The following is a 13,164-nucleotide window of genomic DNA, read 5'->3' as shown; positions in this document are numbered from 1 at the left end:
CATTTTATCTCACAATAGTTCTAAAAGTCAAATTTACTCGAGGTTTTTGAGTTGTTTTTGTTGGAGGCAACCGATGCAGCCAATGCGTTTGTGTTTCATCTTTCATAACCAATAAACTTCCATGTTCCAGAATTAGAGAAACGGTTTCTTTAGATTCTTTATGTTTGAAAGCAAATTTACGTTCGGCACCAAAACTTACCGATCCAATAGCGCCATTTTTTTTCAAATCTTTCTCAGCATCGCTGTGCCACGCCATTCCTTCTTCGCCAGTATGATATAAATTTAGTAAGCAAGAATTGAAAGTTTCTCCCGTTTTTTCTTCAATGATTTTCTTTAACTTTAAAAGTTCAGGAGTCCAAGGCAGCGCTTTTTTGGTCGTATTCGAATATGTATATTCAAATTCCTGATCGCCGTACCAAGCCACTTTTCGTTTGGTTAAAATTAATTTTCCGAAGATCACCGCTTCGTCATTTTTCCATTCAATTGTATTTAATAAGACATCGCGATAGAAATCGGCTTCCTGTCTGGAGAAGCATTTTCCATAATAATTTACCGTTCCATCTTTCGGAAGCAGATTGGTTGTTTCGTCTGTTTGAGGATTAAATAAGTCCATTTTTCCATTTTTGATATTCTGATTTCATACAATGCCCGCACGGCCTGAAACCATTTTGTTTGGCGTCATTTTCAGATAAAAAGAAAACACGATTTTCTCTTTTCATTCTTTTTCCCGAAGAACATTTGAGCGTTCCGTAGATTTTTAATTTTTGGTTGCCGCCGAAACAAATTTCCGCATTTTTAATTTTATTTCGAAGTTCTCGATCTGAAATTTTATTGTGTTCAATCATAATTATATTGTTAAAGATTTATTTCTCGCAAAGTCGCAGAATCGCAAAGTTTAGAACTTATTAATCTTAAAAAATTAAGTTAGATAAGTCTTAAAAATATCTCTTGGCGACTTCTCAACTTTGCGAGCAAAAATCACGAAAGGGCATCATGAAAAATAATTCCCAACGTGTATCTTTCGCCAGAATGAACTTCGCTTACTCCATGTTTCATATTCACGCGATAATATCCTTTTGTGCCTTTTACTGGCCTGAAATTAGTTGTAAAAACAAGAATATCCCCCTTTTTAGGTTTTAACACAATGGCTTTCGATTGTGCTCTTGGAGTTTGTTCAGTCAACACAAATTCTCCGCCAGTAAAATCTTCATCAGGTTCATTTAGAAAAAGCACAATTTGAATAGGAAAATATACATCTCCATATAAATCCTGATGTAAAGTATTGAATCCGCTTTTTCCATATTTTAAAATTAAAACCGTTGCTTTCAGCTGATTATTTTCGTGACATTGTTTCAATAATTCTTCGTGTTTGTTAGGAAAAACGGTATCAATGTTCAACACTTTCATCCAAGAATTAGCAATTGGAGCGAGTTTGGGATAAATTGAAGTTCGAATATTTTGAATTAAATCTGGAAGTGGATAACTGAAATATTTATATTCGCCTAAACCAAATCGATAACGTTCCATAACAACCGTTTTTCGATATAAATTTGGATTATCAAAATCAAATTTTAAATCTTCGCATTGTTCGTTATTGAGTACATTCTGAATGATTGCGAATCCATTTTGGTGCATAGACTCAGTGATGCTTTCCCAGTCTTGAGAAGCAATTTTTGATTGTATAGTTTGCATAGCAATTATATTTTAGGAGATTTTCAATGAAGATGAATCATCGAAATTTGGAATTTGGGATTCGAAATTTGGAATTTTGTTTTTATGGATTTATCTGTGCGCCTTCCCAGCCGATAATAGCTGTTTTTCTGGTATTTCCCCACATATAGCCACCAAATGTTCCCGAAGATTGAATTACGCGGTGACACGGAATTAAAAACGCCACAGGATTACTTCCAATCGCTGTTCCAACTGCTCGTGATGCATTTGGTTTTTGAATTTGGTGCGCAATAGTTCCGTATGTAGAAAGCTGTCCCATTGGGATTTTTAGTAAAGTTTCCCAAACTTTCAATTGAAAATCGGTTCCTTTTAAATGCAGTTTGATTTCAGATAATTTGCTCCAATCGTTTTGAAAAATAAACAATGCATTTTGTTGTAATAAATCCAGTTTTTTCGAAAATCGAGCATTCGGGAATTTATCTTTCAACGCAATAAATCCAGTAATTTCATCTTCGGCGAAAGCCATAAAACAAACGCCTTTTGAGGTCGATGCAACAATAATATTCCCAAATGGACTTTCTGCAAAACTGTAATTGATCTCAAGATTTTTTCCTCCATTTTTATATTCAGCCGGAGTCATTCCTTCAATATTTACAAATAAATCATGAAGTCGGCTGGTTCCTGAAAGGCCAGTTTCAAAAGCAGTTTCAGAAATTGTGGCTTGATTTTCTTTAAGTAACTTTTTAGCGTGTTCGATACTGGTATACTGTAAAAACTTCTTAGGGCTTGTTCCTGCCCATTCACTAAAAAGTCTCTGAAAGTGAAACGGGCTCAAATGCACTTTTTCTGCAACCTCATCTAGATTGGGCTGATTTTTAAAATTAGCTTTGATATAATCTATAGCTTCAGCGATACGATTATAATTGATGGTTTCCTGTGTGTTCATCTTCTTTCCATTTTATAATACAAATATCGATTGGTTTCTAAAGTTATAAAATCCGAAACTTGCTTTGTTTTTTTAACCGCAAAGTGCGCTAAGATTTATGCAAAGTTCGCAAGTTTTTTTGCTCGCAAAGGCGCGAAGACGCAAAGTTTTTTCTCAAAATTGTCTTCCTGAGCGAAGTCGAAGGATCTCAAAGCAAGTCTACAAAGATTATAAACTTAAAAAATAAAACTTTGTGACTCTGCGTCTTTGCGAGAGATTATTCCGTTAGACTTTTATTGTTTTAATTGCTTCTCCATTTTGTAATTGATCAGTTCAACATTTAAGCGTATGTTTTTTTGCTCAGCTTTTGCAACAAATCCTTTCTTTTCAAAAAAAGGTTTGGCAGTAATGCTAATATCCGAAGTTATCATTTTTGAATGCTGTTTTTGAGCTTCAAGTTCTAATTCGGCTAAAAGTTTGTCTGCAATTCCTTGTCGTTGAAAATCTTTATGAATGTAGAAAAAATCAATATAATTTCCGCCTTTTAAAGTTGCGAAACCTGCAATTTTGTTTTCAATTACCGCTAATAAAACGTATTGTTTTTCAATTACTTCAAGCCAGCGCTCTTTATTATTTATCCCATAAGTCCAAGCTTCAATTTGTTCTGGATTGTAGTCGTTTTTACAAACAGATTGAATAGTCTGGACAAATAACTCCTGCATTTCGGGAAGGTCTGAGATTGTTGCTTTTTTTAAAAACATATAATGGTTTGATTTTTAAAACAATGTAAAATTTGATAGTATCAAATGATACTATCATTGTTTTGATTAATGAGCCGTAGTTTTAGAAAAAACATTAATTACAATAACACCAATTACAATCAATGCAAGACCAATAATAGCTGGCAAATCTGGAATTTCTTTAAAGAAAATGGCGCCAACGATCGTGATTAAAACAATTCCAACTCCTGACCAAATAGCGTAAGCAAAACCAACGGGAATAGTTCTAACGGCAAAACTTAAACAGTAAAATGCGCCACAATAGCCAATAATAGTTATAATGCTTGGAATTAGTTTAGTGAATTCTTGTGATTTTTTTAAGGCTGTAGTAGCAACAATTTCAAAGACAATGGCAATAAATAAAAATAAAAAATTCTTCATGGTTTCCGTTTTTTACAAATTTAGGTTTTGTATGTAGGGAAACGTAAAATGTTGCTAAATTTCTTTATTAAATTCCTTAATTTCTTTTTCTAACTTTCTTTTTGTTAGTAAATATTCTTTTGTATTCATTTTACTTTTATTTTCATTTACTTCTTTAAGTTGAATACGAAGTTGTGTTAATTTTATTAAAGAATTATTTATTGGTATTTTAGGAGAATGATATAATTCATCTTCTATATTATTTGTTTTATTTAGTACTTCATTTAATGTTTTACCTATAATTATAGAGCTTTCATAATCTAAATCACCAGAACTAACCGCAACAATATTTATATTAATTGGGTTTCTGAAATCATAAGCATAAAAGATTCCTCCTCCATTAAATGCAATAGGTAAAAATAATGGAACATATATAGGAAATTGATATTCATTATAAAAAGTTTCAATTTCCGCTAATGAAAAATAACCAAACTCCCTATCACCGTTTATTATTCCTCCGCCATTAGAAAATTCTAATAATTCTAATAGTTCCTTGGGCAAATAAAATTCATCTGGAAGCATTTTTTTCCATTCAAATTTTATAGAATCTTTTTCTGTTAAAGATTGTTGTTTGTCGTAAAAATTCAATTTACTATACCACATTAATTTAGATTTTATAATTTTGCAAAAGTAGAAAATATTCTTACAAAAAAATGTAAATTCCAATAATTATTTAAGATTATCTGTTCTGGAAGAAACACTGATCAACTTATATCCGTTTTCTGTTCTTAGAAATTCAAAATGATCTTGCCCGCGATCGGTTTGCTTTTTTGGGTTGATAACAATATCCATTGTTGGGTAAATCCAATCTTTAGATTCATTGCAATTGTTGAAATAAATGTCGTATTCACTTGATTCAAAAATAAACTGATTTAATCCGCCAGAAGAAATAAAATAATCTGTTTTTGGATTTTTAAGCTCCTGAAGTTTTAGTTTTAAATAGGTATAATTTTGATTAATGAATATGGTTTTCGAAGCATTTATCCAGCCGTCTGGTTCTTTCCAATAGGTGATTTTATCGAAGGAATGTTTTTCTAAATTGGGTTTAGATAAGTCCTTAAGTAGAATGTTTTCTAACCAATATTTAAACTCTTTATCAAAATTAATGAAAGAATAATATTGTCCATCAACTCCAAGAAAACTGTCTCTTGTTGGATCTTTGCTGGGTTCTTTGGACTTCTCTAAAGAGTAAAAATTCAGCTCATCATTGTAGGAGAAATTTTCAATAAGGACTTTGTTGTTGATATCGATTAAAAATTCTTTTCCTCCTGTCAAGAAAAAGTGTTCTCCATCTTGTTGCTTTTTGGCGTCTTTCAAAGCCGTAATCATTCCGTTTCTTACTTTGGTTAAGGCACTGTATTCTGCTGGAATTGTAATTTTTCCTGCGGCATTAAATACTCCCATTTTATCAGTTTTACGATCTGTGAATCTTATAAAACCTTCGTTTTCGCAGTCTGGACCATTATCAAATACATACAGACTATCTTGCCCGACAATCTTTCCTTGTTTGGTTAAATAATAGCTGTTCCATTTGCCGTTTTCTTCTTCAGTAACAGCAATTATATTTTCGAATTTGCGTGCAATGGTAAAACCACTAAACTTGGGTTCTATTTTGATTACACCATTTTTGTCTTTAAACCCGGTTAATGTAGTGTCTTTGTTAGGAAATGCAGTCCAGATGTCATTGCTTTGAGCAAATGTTAAAGAATTAAAGAGAAAGAATAGAATGAGGATAAGGATTTTTTTCATGAAAATGGATTTATCGAATATGAACTTCTGTTTCGTTGTTTCTTGCTTCTTCAAAACAATCAGAACATAACATTTTAAAATCGGCAAGAGATTGAAAAGTTTCTGTCCATTCTTCTTCGTTATCCAAAAGATATTGTTCGCAAGAACCACACCAAGCAATTTGTGGGAGATCTTCCTCGGCTTCTGAATAGAAAAATCCAACTTGGTTTTTTGAATCTATTGCAGTTGCGATATGAATGCAGGTAAAAGACATTTCTTTTGAGCCGTGTATGTCGCAGGAAATTTTTTCGATCATTTTTTGAATTTTAAAAGCTTTAAGTTCAAATTTAAAGCTATAAATTAAAAACCTTGTAAATGTCTTGTTAAATTAAGTCGTTCTTGATCTACGTGAGCGTGAGGGATAGGAGTAGGCTACCAAAGTAGCACGGATAGCCCGACAGCATCCCGATAAGAGGGCGAATGAGCATAAAGTATTTTTGCCCTCTTATCGGGATGGTGGCACGCCCAGATTGTTTTTTTGTTTCAAGTTTCAGGTTTCAAGTTTAAGCGTTAGGTTTTTCTTTTAAGGATTAAGGGATAATCCAACGCTAAAAAATAATCGCACTTTGTCGATATTGTTGATCCATGAAGTGTCAAAATGAATTGGACCTAAAATGGATTGATAGGAAATTGCAGCGCCTCCCGATATTACGAGGCTGGTCTCGATATTGTCGTCCCACTTTCCTTTTGGATTGAAGGCGTGTTTTAAATATTCATTAAAGCTATCAAAACCGACAGTGGCGAGATTGAAATGAGGGGTAAGATAAATTTTTCCGATTAGATTGATCTGAGATGCAAGTTTAACACTCATATACTGTGTAACATTAAGTTCGTCTTCATGGAGTCCAGCAAAGGAGAAGCGATTGCTGCCAGAACTAGGTATAATGCCGCCTATGAAATATTTTGCAGCATAACCAAATCCTGAAAATGGAATATCGTCATGTTTAAGTTTGTCTTGAAAAATAAAATAAGAATCAAAGCCAACGATTCCTGTAATTTTCTTTTTTATAGGCAATCTTTTTTCGTAGGTAAAACCAAATTTGGTGTAGCCATTTGTTGAGCCAGAAACACGTGTTAAGTCTGGATCAGAAAATGCGGCATTGAGATCGGTAAGAAATGACCGTGCCACGTTTGATTTTATGATGGTTCCGTTTGTGGCAAAGAAAACCTTATCCATGTCATTATAAGAGTAATGCAGGTTGAATTCGATGTTGTTAAAGTTGTAGCTGTTAATGCTTACAGAATTAGGGTTGTATTCTCTGTCGTATTTTGGTTTTAAATTCGTGTAGCTATAATTTAGGCCAAAGCCTACATAGCTTTTCAGAGAATTTATATTTCTGTTTACCTCATTTTTGAATTCAAAAGTATTATAGAGTATATTGTCTGATGCTTTACCGTTTATATAAATTTCTTGGCGCAGGAAAGCTCCATAAGCTTCAGTTGCCCACCACCATTCTCTATGGCCGCCAAAATTTTTCTGATAATTGATTCTGGCTTTTGGCTGTTCGGCAATATCGGCAGTTATTAAAAGGCGTGAAGCATCGGCCAAGACGTTTCTTCCAGTGTAGTTAAAAATGATTCCAACACCTCTATACGTATCATAATGTACAGATGTATTTAATTGGTTTTTGGCACGTTCAAAACCAAACAATGTAATGCCTAATTTATCACCGTCTTGGATGAAATAACTGTACGTAATCTCATCAAAAAGATTGGTTCCCATTGCTCTGTTAATGCCTGCAATTAAATCTTTGGTAGTATATTTTACATGGGTTTTAAGATTGGCTCTTCCGACAACCAGTGGCATATTTTCAGGGCTTATTTTTTTATAAACAATCGTGTCTAGAACAAAATCATTTGGCATATCAGGCAATTTATGCGTTCGCTGCTGAAATCCTTTTAATTTTTCTGAAAGAGCAATTAAAGCTGGGAGATTTTGATTTGTTGCTATTTTTCCATCCTTGTAAATTTCGTTACTATCGGCAAAATCGGCTGTTGAGAAGCGGAGATTGGGTAAGTGATCTACCAATATGTTGCATAAATCACGATTTGCAGGATTTTTAATGTTGCTCGGGAACATACTGGTCTGCATTAATATGGTCATAAGATTATTTAGCTTATCTACAGGTTCCATTCCGCCTCCGACGTCACTTCCAATAATAATGTCGGCACCCATTTGTTTGGCAACATCTGTTGGAAAATTATTCAATACTCCACCGTCTACCAAAACTGTTTTTCCGTATGGCATTGGTTTGAAGATAGCAGGCAGCGACATACTGGCGCGCATAGCGTAGGATAAACTTCCTTTACTTAAAATAACTTCTTTTCCTTCGACCAAGTCTGTAGCCATGGCTCTAAAGGGAATTGGGAGACTGTCAAAATCTTTAACATTGTATACAGGGAAAGTCAATTCGGAAAGGTATTCTCTTAGATTTTGATCATTTAACAAAGAACCAATGCTGTTAAGTTTCCCGTCTTTAACACCTATTCCGACTAAATACCGTTGAAATTCTCTTTTTTCTTCGGCACTTACGGATCGAAGCGCCTGTCCTCCGCCTAGGAGTTTATCCCAATAAATATCTTTGGTAATTTTTTCTATGCTGTCACCAGAATATCCCATTGCATATAAACCACCTATAATGCTTCCCATACTGTTTCCAACAATAAGATCTGGAACGATGTGAAGAGAGTCTAACTTCTGTAAAAGAGGAATATGTGCAATTCCTTTTGCACCGCCACCGCTTAATACTAATACAACTTTAGGTTTTTTTTCCTGAGAGAAAAGAAAGTGCGGAAGGGTTAATAAAAATAAGAAGACTAATAAATAAGATGTTTTTTTCAATTTTTTACTATTTAAGTATTTGATAAATAGATTCTTATTCTGGTTATTAAAAGTAAGCAGATATTTATAAAAGTACAATTTTTTGAGAGAAATGTTTTTTTACTGAAGCATAAAAACAGAAAACCCGACAGATTTTTTAAAACCTGTCGGGTTTGAAATATGTAATTAAAGAAATCTAAAATCAGAAATCTTCAATCTAAAATATATTAGTATCTGTAGTACTCTGGTTTAAATGGACCTTGAACTTCAACACCGATGTAAGCAGCTTGATCTTCTCTTAGAACTTCAAGTTCAACACCTAATTTAGCCAAGTGTAAAGCAGCAACTTTTTCATCTAAATGTTTTGGTAACATATAAACTTCATTTTTGTAAGCTGCGCTGTTGTTCCATAATTCGATTTGAGCCAAAGTCTGGTTTGTAAATGAGTTACTCATTACAAAACTTGGGTGACCTGTAGCACAACCAAGGTTTACTAAACGACCTTCAGCCAAGATAATGATATCTTTACCGTTGATGTTGTATTTATCAACCTGAGGTTTGATTTCGATTTTAGATGCACCGTGGTTTTTGTTTAACCAAGCCATGTCGATTTCGTTATCGAAGTGACCGATGTTACAAACAACAGTTTTGTCTTTCATTTGCTCGAAGTGCTCTCCAAGAACGATATCTTTATTTCCTGTAGTTGTAATGATGATATCAGCATTAGCAATTACAGTGTTTAATTTTTTAACTTCATAACCGTCCATTGCAGCTTGTAAAGCACAGATTGGATCGATTTCAGTAACTGTTACAATAGAACCAGCACCTCTAAAAGAAGCAGCAGTTCCTTTTCCAACATCACCGTATCCGCAAACGATAACTCTTTTTCCAGCTAACATTAAGTCAGTTGCACGACGCACAGCATCTACAGCAGATTCTTTACAACCGTATTTGTTATCAAATTTAGATTTAGTAACAGAGTCGTTAATGTTGATTGCAGGCATTGGAAGAGTTCCAGCTTTTACTCTTTCGTAAAGTCTGTGAACACCAGTTGTAGTTTCTTCAGAAAGACCTTTAATTCCAGCAACTAATTCTGGGTAACGATCAATAACCATGTTAGTTAAATCTCCACCATCATCCAAGATCATGTTCAATGGTTTTCTTTCTTCACCAAAAAATAAAGTCTGCTCAATACACCAGTCAAATGACTCTTCATCAAGACCTTTCCAAGCGTAAACTGAAATCCCAGCAGCAGCAATAGCAGCAGCAGCCTGATCTTGAGTAGAGAAAATGTTACAAGAAGACCAAGTAACTTCTGCACCCAGAGCAATTAAAGTTTCGATTAAAACAGCAGTTTGAATCGTCATGTGTAAACATCCAGCAATACGAGCACCTTTTAATGGTTGTTCGTCTTTGTATTCAGCACGAAGTGCCATTAAACCTGGCATTTCAGCTTCAGCTAGTTCAATTTCTTTTCTTCCCCAAGCCGCTAGAGAAATGTCTTTTACTTTGAAAGCCACGTAAGGCGTAGTCGTTGTACTCATTTATATTATATTTGTAGAATTGTAAATTTTTTGCAAATTTAAGGAATAGCTTTTTATTTTTACTAATTTCTGTCAGATTTGTGAAATCTTTAATTTCTTAATCTCTAGAATGTTAGTTTCTGAATCGTTTTAAACCATATAAGTAATATAAGTTCATTTAAAAAAGATTATGAAACTATTACCTTTGTCACGAATTGCTTATATTTACTTATGCATTCTTTAAGCCAACAGTTATATTTCTTAAATGACTTATATGGTTTAAAATTTACCACCAAATAATTTATAATTAACCATTCATAATCTACAACTAAAAAGTAATGCCTTTATTTCAGACCATACAATTCAATGAAACGACTAAAATTTTAATTTGGGAAATCACAGAATCTCTCGAAGAATTATTGAGTAAAGTGGTGTTGAAAGAAAAAACACAAAAGAGATTGGACGGAATGAAATCGCAAATGCATCAGCGTGCTTTTTTAAGTGTTCGTATGCTGATTCAGGAAATGGGTTTTACAGATAAAGATTTGCATTATGATGAATTCGGAAAACCTTATTTCGATTGTGATAATCATATCTCAATTACACATTCGTACCATTTTGCGGCGATAATTATAAGCCATGAAAAGGTTGGAATTGACATGGAATTGCAGCGAGAAAAAATCCAGAGAATTGCAGATAAATTTACAGACTTTGAAAGTAATTATTTAGATACTTCATCTGTAGAAGAATACATAAAAAAACTTACCGTAATCTGGGGAGCCAAAGAGGCGATCTTTAAAATCAGAAATGAAAAAGGGATCAGTTTTAAAGATCATATTAAGGTGAGCAACTTTTCTTTAGGAGAAACCCAAACGCAGGCAAGTCTTCATTTTGATAATCTGATTAAGGATTTTGATGTACATTATCAAGAAGTCCAATCAGATAATTTTGAGGGTAAGTTTACATTGGTTTATGCTTTTGAGAAGTAAAATTTCAATTTAAAAATTCCAAATTCCAAATTCCAAACCCAAGATTTTTATATTTAAACTTCACTTTCTTTTTGACGGTGCTGAAACATACTCATGTATAAAAACGTGCTCATTTTTCTAGCGCGTCTTTTTAATGTTTCGGCATTTTCACCTTCAAAATGTTCGTCAATAGTTTGAAACCAATGATTCAACCAGATTCCGAATTCGTTTGTTGTGATTTTTTCGTCAAAATGAGCATCAACTTCATTGTGGACCGCATGAGGATTTCCTTTGTATTTGCGAACGCCAAATAGATTGGTTTCCCAAAAATCAGTCAGTTTTTCGAGATGAGCATCCCAATCCGAAATCATTTCATTAAAATAAAAGCCGATTTCTCGATCGGCTCTTATTTTAGCATAAAACTGATGAACCAAAAAGGAAACATCAGCTCTATTGTCTATTTGTTTTTTCATAGAATTAAACTATTTAAAAGTATAAAGAACAAACTTAAAAAAGCGCTTAGCATTATAAGATTGAAAACTACTTTATGTTTCATTTGTGCCAAAATAGATGTGTTTGCAAAAACACAAGCTAAAACAATAATTCCTAGCTGAATCATTTGCGGAATTGAAGTTCCGTTGGCTAAAACATACATAGCTGCAGCGCCTCCTAAACAGCTTTGTCCAATAACTGCCATTGCAGCAGAGCCCATATAGTTTCTATTGAAAATGTCGAATGTTGTTTGATATAGTGTCATGGTATTCAGTTTTTTATACCAACAAAATTACGCCTACAATAGTGCTGCATTTTATGATTTTAATCATAAAATGGGATTTTTTTTATCTGTATACTTTTCGGTTAATAATTTTCAATTTGCCTTTTTTCTCCAATGCTTTTATGGCTCTAATGACTGTTTCTACACGTAAACCGGTCAAATCTCCAATTTGTTGTCTTGTAAAGTTAATCAGGTATCCATTTTTATCTTGCTGAAAATTGAAATAGGCAATACCGTGATCTATTAGCTTCAATACGCGATGTTCGGGTTCGTGTGTCGAAATTTCTGCTGCCATAACCGATTTGTAATACAATCGTTGCGCGAGATTTTCGATTACTTTAATGCTGACCTTTGGATTTTCTTCCAATAATTTCATAAAGTTTTCTTTTGGAAGAATGAAAATTGCCGCTTTTTCTACAGCAATAGCATTTGCGGGATATTTTTGATTTAAGAATAAAGGAGGTTCGCCAAAAGACTGTCCGTTATAAAATATACCCTGAATAAATTCGCGTCCGTCATCATTATAATTACTCATTTTTATTTCACCCGAAATAATCTGATAATAGTGCAATGGCAGATTTCCTTCTTCGAAAATAATGTCATTTTTATCAAATGATTTTTTTACAACACCATACTTTTCTAGTAATTCAACTGTAATCATAATGTATTATTTATGTTATCAAAAGACATAGAGCAAATATAATTTATTCAAAATAGTTCTTCTGCATTAAAAAACTTTTACTTTTACACCTTGGTATGCAAGAACAATTACTCACTATTAGACAACAGATTTTAGAAGCTAAAAGCAACGGTCAAAAACTACTGGCAGTGCTTTTGGATCCTGATAAAATTGTACTGGAAAATTTAAATCATTTAATTGATAAAATTAATCAGTCTCCAGCAACTCATATTTTTGTGGGAGGAAGTATTGTTCAGAATAATATTTTAGAGGAATTAATTACAGCATTAAAACAAGAAACGAATCTGCCTGTTATTTTATTTCCTGGAGATCCTTCGCAGATTTCACCAAAAGCAGATGGTATTTTGTTTCTGTCTTTGTTATCTGGCCGAAATCCCGATTATTTAATTGAATATCAAGTTCAGGCTGCTCCAATTCTTAAGAAAACAAACTTAGAAGTTATTTCTACAGGTTATATTTTGATAGAAAGCGGTAACGAAACCGCTGTTGCTCGCGTAAGCAAAACGAAACCCTTAAGCCGCGAAAATCTTGATTTGGTCTTGGCGACGGCTCAGGCAGGAGAAATGTTAGGAAATCAACTGATTTATTTAGAAGCTGGAAGTGGCGCAAAACAGTCCGTTCCGACAGAAATGATTGAGCTGATTTCTCAAAATATTAAAATTCCTGTTATTGTTGGTGGAGGAATTGTAGATTTGCACGGAATTCAGAAAGCATATAAGGCTGGTGCAGATTTGGTTGTTATTGGAACTGCTTTTGAAAACAACAGTCATTTTTTTGAACAATAAACGCCAAAT

General features: G+C 33.5%; 16 protein-coding genes. 2 read left to right on the top strand and 14 right to left on the bottom strand.

Going from position 1 to position 13,164, the window contains the following annotated elements:
- Positions 1–4: 4 nt before the first annotated feature.
- The 11 genes from NCC77_RS02340 to ahcY form a co-directional block, all read right to left on the bottom strand.
- Positions 5–613, bottom strand: a complete 609-nt coding sequence (locus NCC77_RS02340; RefSeq protein ID WP_095927994.1) for an alpha-ketoglutarate-dependent dioxygenase AlkB family protein — start codon at positions 611–613, stop codon at positions 5–7.
- Entirely contained in the window at positions 600–845 is a 246-nt protein-coding gene (locus tag NCC77_RS02335) for an Ada metal-binding domain-containing protein (RefSeq protein ID WP_250834191.1), read from the bottom strand. The genes NCC77_RS02340 and NCC77_RS02335 overlap by 14 nt, the downstream gene beginning before the upstream one ends.
- 133 nt (positions 846–978) lie before the next feature.
- Positions 979–1,692: a 2OG-Fe(II) oxygenase gene (locus NCC77_RS02330; RefSeq protein ID WP_250834190.1), complete on the bottom strand. Its 714-nt coding sequence runs from the start codon at positions 1,690–1,692 to the stop codon at positions 979–981.
- 82 nt (positions 1,693–1,774) lie between these two features.
- Entirely contained in the window at positions 1,775–2,617 is an 843-nt protein-coding gene (locus NCC77_RS02325) for a bifunctional helix-turn-helix domain-containing protein/methylated-DNA--[protein]-cysteine S-methyltransferase (RefSeq protein WP_250834189.1), read from the bottom strand.
- Positions 2,618–2,889: 272 nt separating this feature from the next.
- Complete coding sequence (locus NCC77_RS02320) at positions 2,890–3,357, bottom strand: GNAT family N-acetyltransferase (protein WP_250834188.1); 468 nt, start codon at positions 3,355–3,357, stop codon at positions 2,890–2,892.
- Positions 3,358–3,423: 66 nt separating this feature from the next.
- Positions 3,424–3,756, bottom strand: coding sequence for a DMT family transporter (locus NCC77_RS02315; protein ID WP_250834187.1), 333 nt, complete (start codon positions 3,754–3,756; stop codon positions 3,424–3,426).
- A gap of 54 nt (positions 3,757–3,810) precedes the next feature.
- Entirely contained in the window at positions 3,811–4,398 is a 588-nt protein-coding gene (locus NCC77_RS02310; RefSeq protein ID WP_250834186.1) for an SMI1/KNR4 family protein, read from the bottom strand.
- Between the two features lie 66 nt (positions 4,399–4,464).
- Complete coding sequence (locus NCC77_RS02305; RefSeq protein WP_250834185.1) at positions 4,465–5,544, bottom strand: hypothetical protein; 1,080 nt, start codon at positions 5,542–5,544, stop codon at positions 4,465–4,467.
- A gap of 10 nt (positions 5,545–5,554) precedes the next feature.
- On the bottom strand, positions 5,555–5,839 hold the full coding sequence (locus tag NCC77_RS02300; RefSeq protein WP_250834184.1) for a hypothetical protein: 285 nt from the start codon (positions 5,837–5,839) through the stop codon (positions 5,555–5,557).
- Positions 5,840–6,106: 267 nt separating this feature from the next.
- A complete protein-coding gene (locus NCC77_RS02295; RefSeq protein WP_250834183.1) occupies positions 6,107–8,425 on the bottom strand; it encodes a patatin-like phospholipase family protein in 2,319 nt (772 codons plus the stop codon).
- 206 nt (positions 8,426–8,631) lie between these two features.
- Complete coding sequence (ahcY, locus tag NCC77_RS02290; RefSeq protein ID WP_250834182.1) at positions 8,632–9,948, bottom strand: adenosylhomocysteinase; 1,317 nt, start codon at positions 9,946–9,948, stop codon at positions 8,632–8,634.
- Positions 9,949–10,265: 317 nt separating this feature from the next.
- Here ahcY and NCC77_RS02285 point away from each other — a divergent pair, with 317 nt between their 5' ends.
- Positions 10,266–10,916: a 4'-phosphopantetheinyl transferase family protein gene (locus tag NCC77_RS02285; RefSeq protein ID WP_250834181.1), complete on the top strand. Its 651-nt coding sequence runs from the start codon at positions 10,266–10,268 to the stop codon at positions 10,914–10,916.
- Between the two features lie 53 nt (positions 10,917–10,969).
- Here the strand turns inward: NCC77_RS02285 and NCC77_RS02280 are convergent, their stop codons facing one another.
- The 3 genes from NCC77_RS02280 to NCC77_RS02270 all read right to left on the bottom strand — a co-directional run bounded on the left by NCC77_RS02280 (position 10,970) and on the right by NCC77_RS02270 (position 12,331).
- Positions 10,970–11,368, bottom strand: a complete 399-nt coding sequence (locus tag NCC77_RS02280) for a group III truncated hemoglobin (protein WP_095927984.1) — start codon at positions 11,366–11,368, stop codon at positions 10,970–10,972.
- Positions 11,365–11,652, bottom strand: coding sequence for a hypothetical protein (locus tag NCC77_RS02275; protein WP_095927983.1), 288 nt, complete (start codon positions 11,650–11,652; stop codon positions 11,365–11,367). Before NCC77_RS02275 ends, NCC77_RS02280 begins: the two co-directional genes overlap by 4 nt.
- An 82-nt stretch (positions 11,653–11,734) precedes the next feature.
- On the bottom strand, positions 11,735–12,331 hold the full coding sequence (locus NCC77_RS02270) for a Crp/Fnr family transcriptional regulator (RefSeq protein WP_250834180.1): 597 nt from the start codon (positions 12,329–12,331) through the stop codon (positions 11,735–11,737).
- Between the two features lie 95 nt (positions 12,332–12,426).
- On the opposite strand from NCC77_RS02270, the gene NCC77_RS02265 reads away from it, so the two are divergent.
- Entirely contained in the window at positions 12,427–13,155 is a 729-nt protein-coding gene (locus NCC77_RS02265; RefSeq protein ID WP_250834179.1) for a phosphoglycerol geranylgeranyltransferase, read from the top strand.
- The last annotated feature ends 9 nt before the right edge of the window (positions 13,156–13,164 follow it).

The sequence above is a fragment of the Flavobacterium tyrosinilyticum genome (genome assembly GCF_023656565.1).
GTDB lineage: Bacteria > Bacteroidota > Bacteroidia > Flavobacteriales > Flavobacteriaceae > Flavobacterium > Flavobacterium tyrosinilyticum.
The sequence above is the reverse complement of the archived record's forward strand: the minus strand, read 5'-3'. Positions and strand labels throughout refer to the sequence as shown.

Coding starts and splice junctions, on each gene's coding strand:
- NCC77_RS02340 (WP_095927994.1), bottom strand. CDS start 613: ATGGACTTATTTAATCCTCAAACAGACGAAACAACCAATCTGCTTCCG.
- NCC77_RS02335 (WP_250834191.1), bottom strand. CDS start 845: ATGATTGAACACAATAAAATTTCAGATCGAGAACTTCGAAATAAAATT.
- NCC77_RS02330 (WP_250834190.1), bottom strand. CDS start 1,692: ATGCAAACTATACAATCAAAAATTGCTTCTCAAGACTGGGAAAGCATC.
- NCC77_RS02325 (WP_250834189.1), bottom strand. CDS start 2,617: ATGAACACACAGGAAACCATCAATTATAATCGTATCGCTGAAGCTATA.
- NCC77_RS02320 (WP_250834188.1), bottom strand. CDS start 3,357: ATGTTTTTAAAAAAAGCAACAATCTCAGACCTTCCCGAAATGCAGGAG.
- NCC77_RS02315 (WP_250834187.1), bottom strand. CDS start 3,756: ATGAAGAATTTTTTATTTTTATTTATTGCCATTGTCTTTGAAATTGTT.
- NCC77_RS02310 (WP_250834186.1), bottom strand. CDS start 4,398: ATGTGGTATAGTAAATTGAATTTTTACGACAAACAACAATCTTTAACA.
- NCC77_RS02305 (WP_250834185.1), bottom strand. CDS start 5,544: ATGAAAAAAATCCTTATCCTCATTCTATTCTTTCTCTTTAATTCTTTA.
- NCC77_RS02300 (WP_250834184.1), bottom strand. CDS start 5,839: ATGATCGAAAAAATTTCCTGCGACATACACGGCTCAAAAGAAATGTCT.
- ahcY (WP_250834182.1), bottom strand. CDS start 9,948: ATGAGTACAACGACTACGCCTTACGTGGCTTTCAAAGTAAAAGACATT.
- NCC77_RS02285 (WP_250834181.1), top strand. CDS start 10,266: ATGCCTTTATTTCAGACCATACAATTCAATGAAACGACTAAAATTTTA.
- NCC77_RS02280 (WP_095927984.1), bottom strand. CDS start 11,368: ATGAAAAAACAAATAGACAATAGAGCTGATGTTTCCTTTTTGGTTCAT.
- NCC77_RS02275 (WP_095927983.1), bottom strand. CDS start 11,652: ATGACACTATATCAAACAACATTCGACATTTTCAATAGAAACTATATG.
- NCC77_RS02270 (WP_250834180.1), bottom strand. CDS start 12,331: ATGATTACAGTTGAATTACTAGAAAAGTATGGTGTTGTAAAAAAATCA.
- NCC77_RS02265 (WP_250834179.1), top strand. CDS start 12,427: ATGCAAGAACAATTACTCACTATTAGACAACAGATTTTAGAAGCTAAA.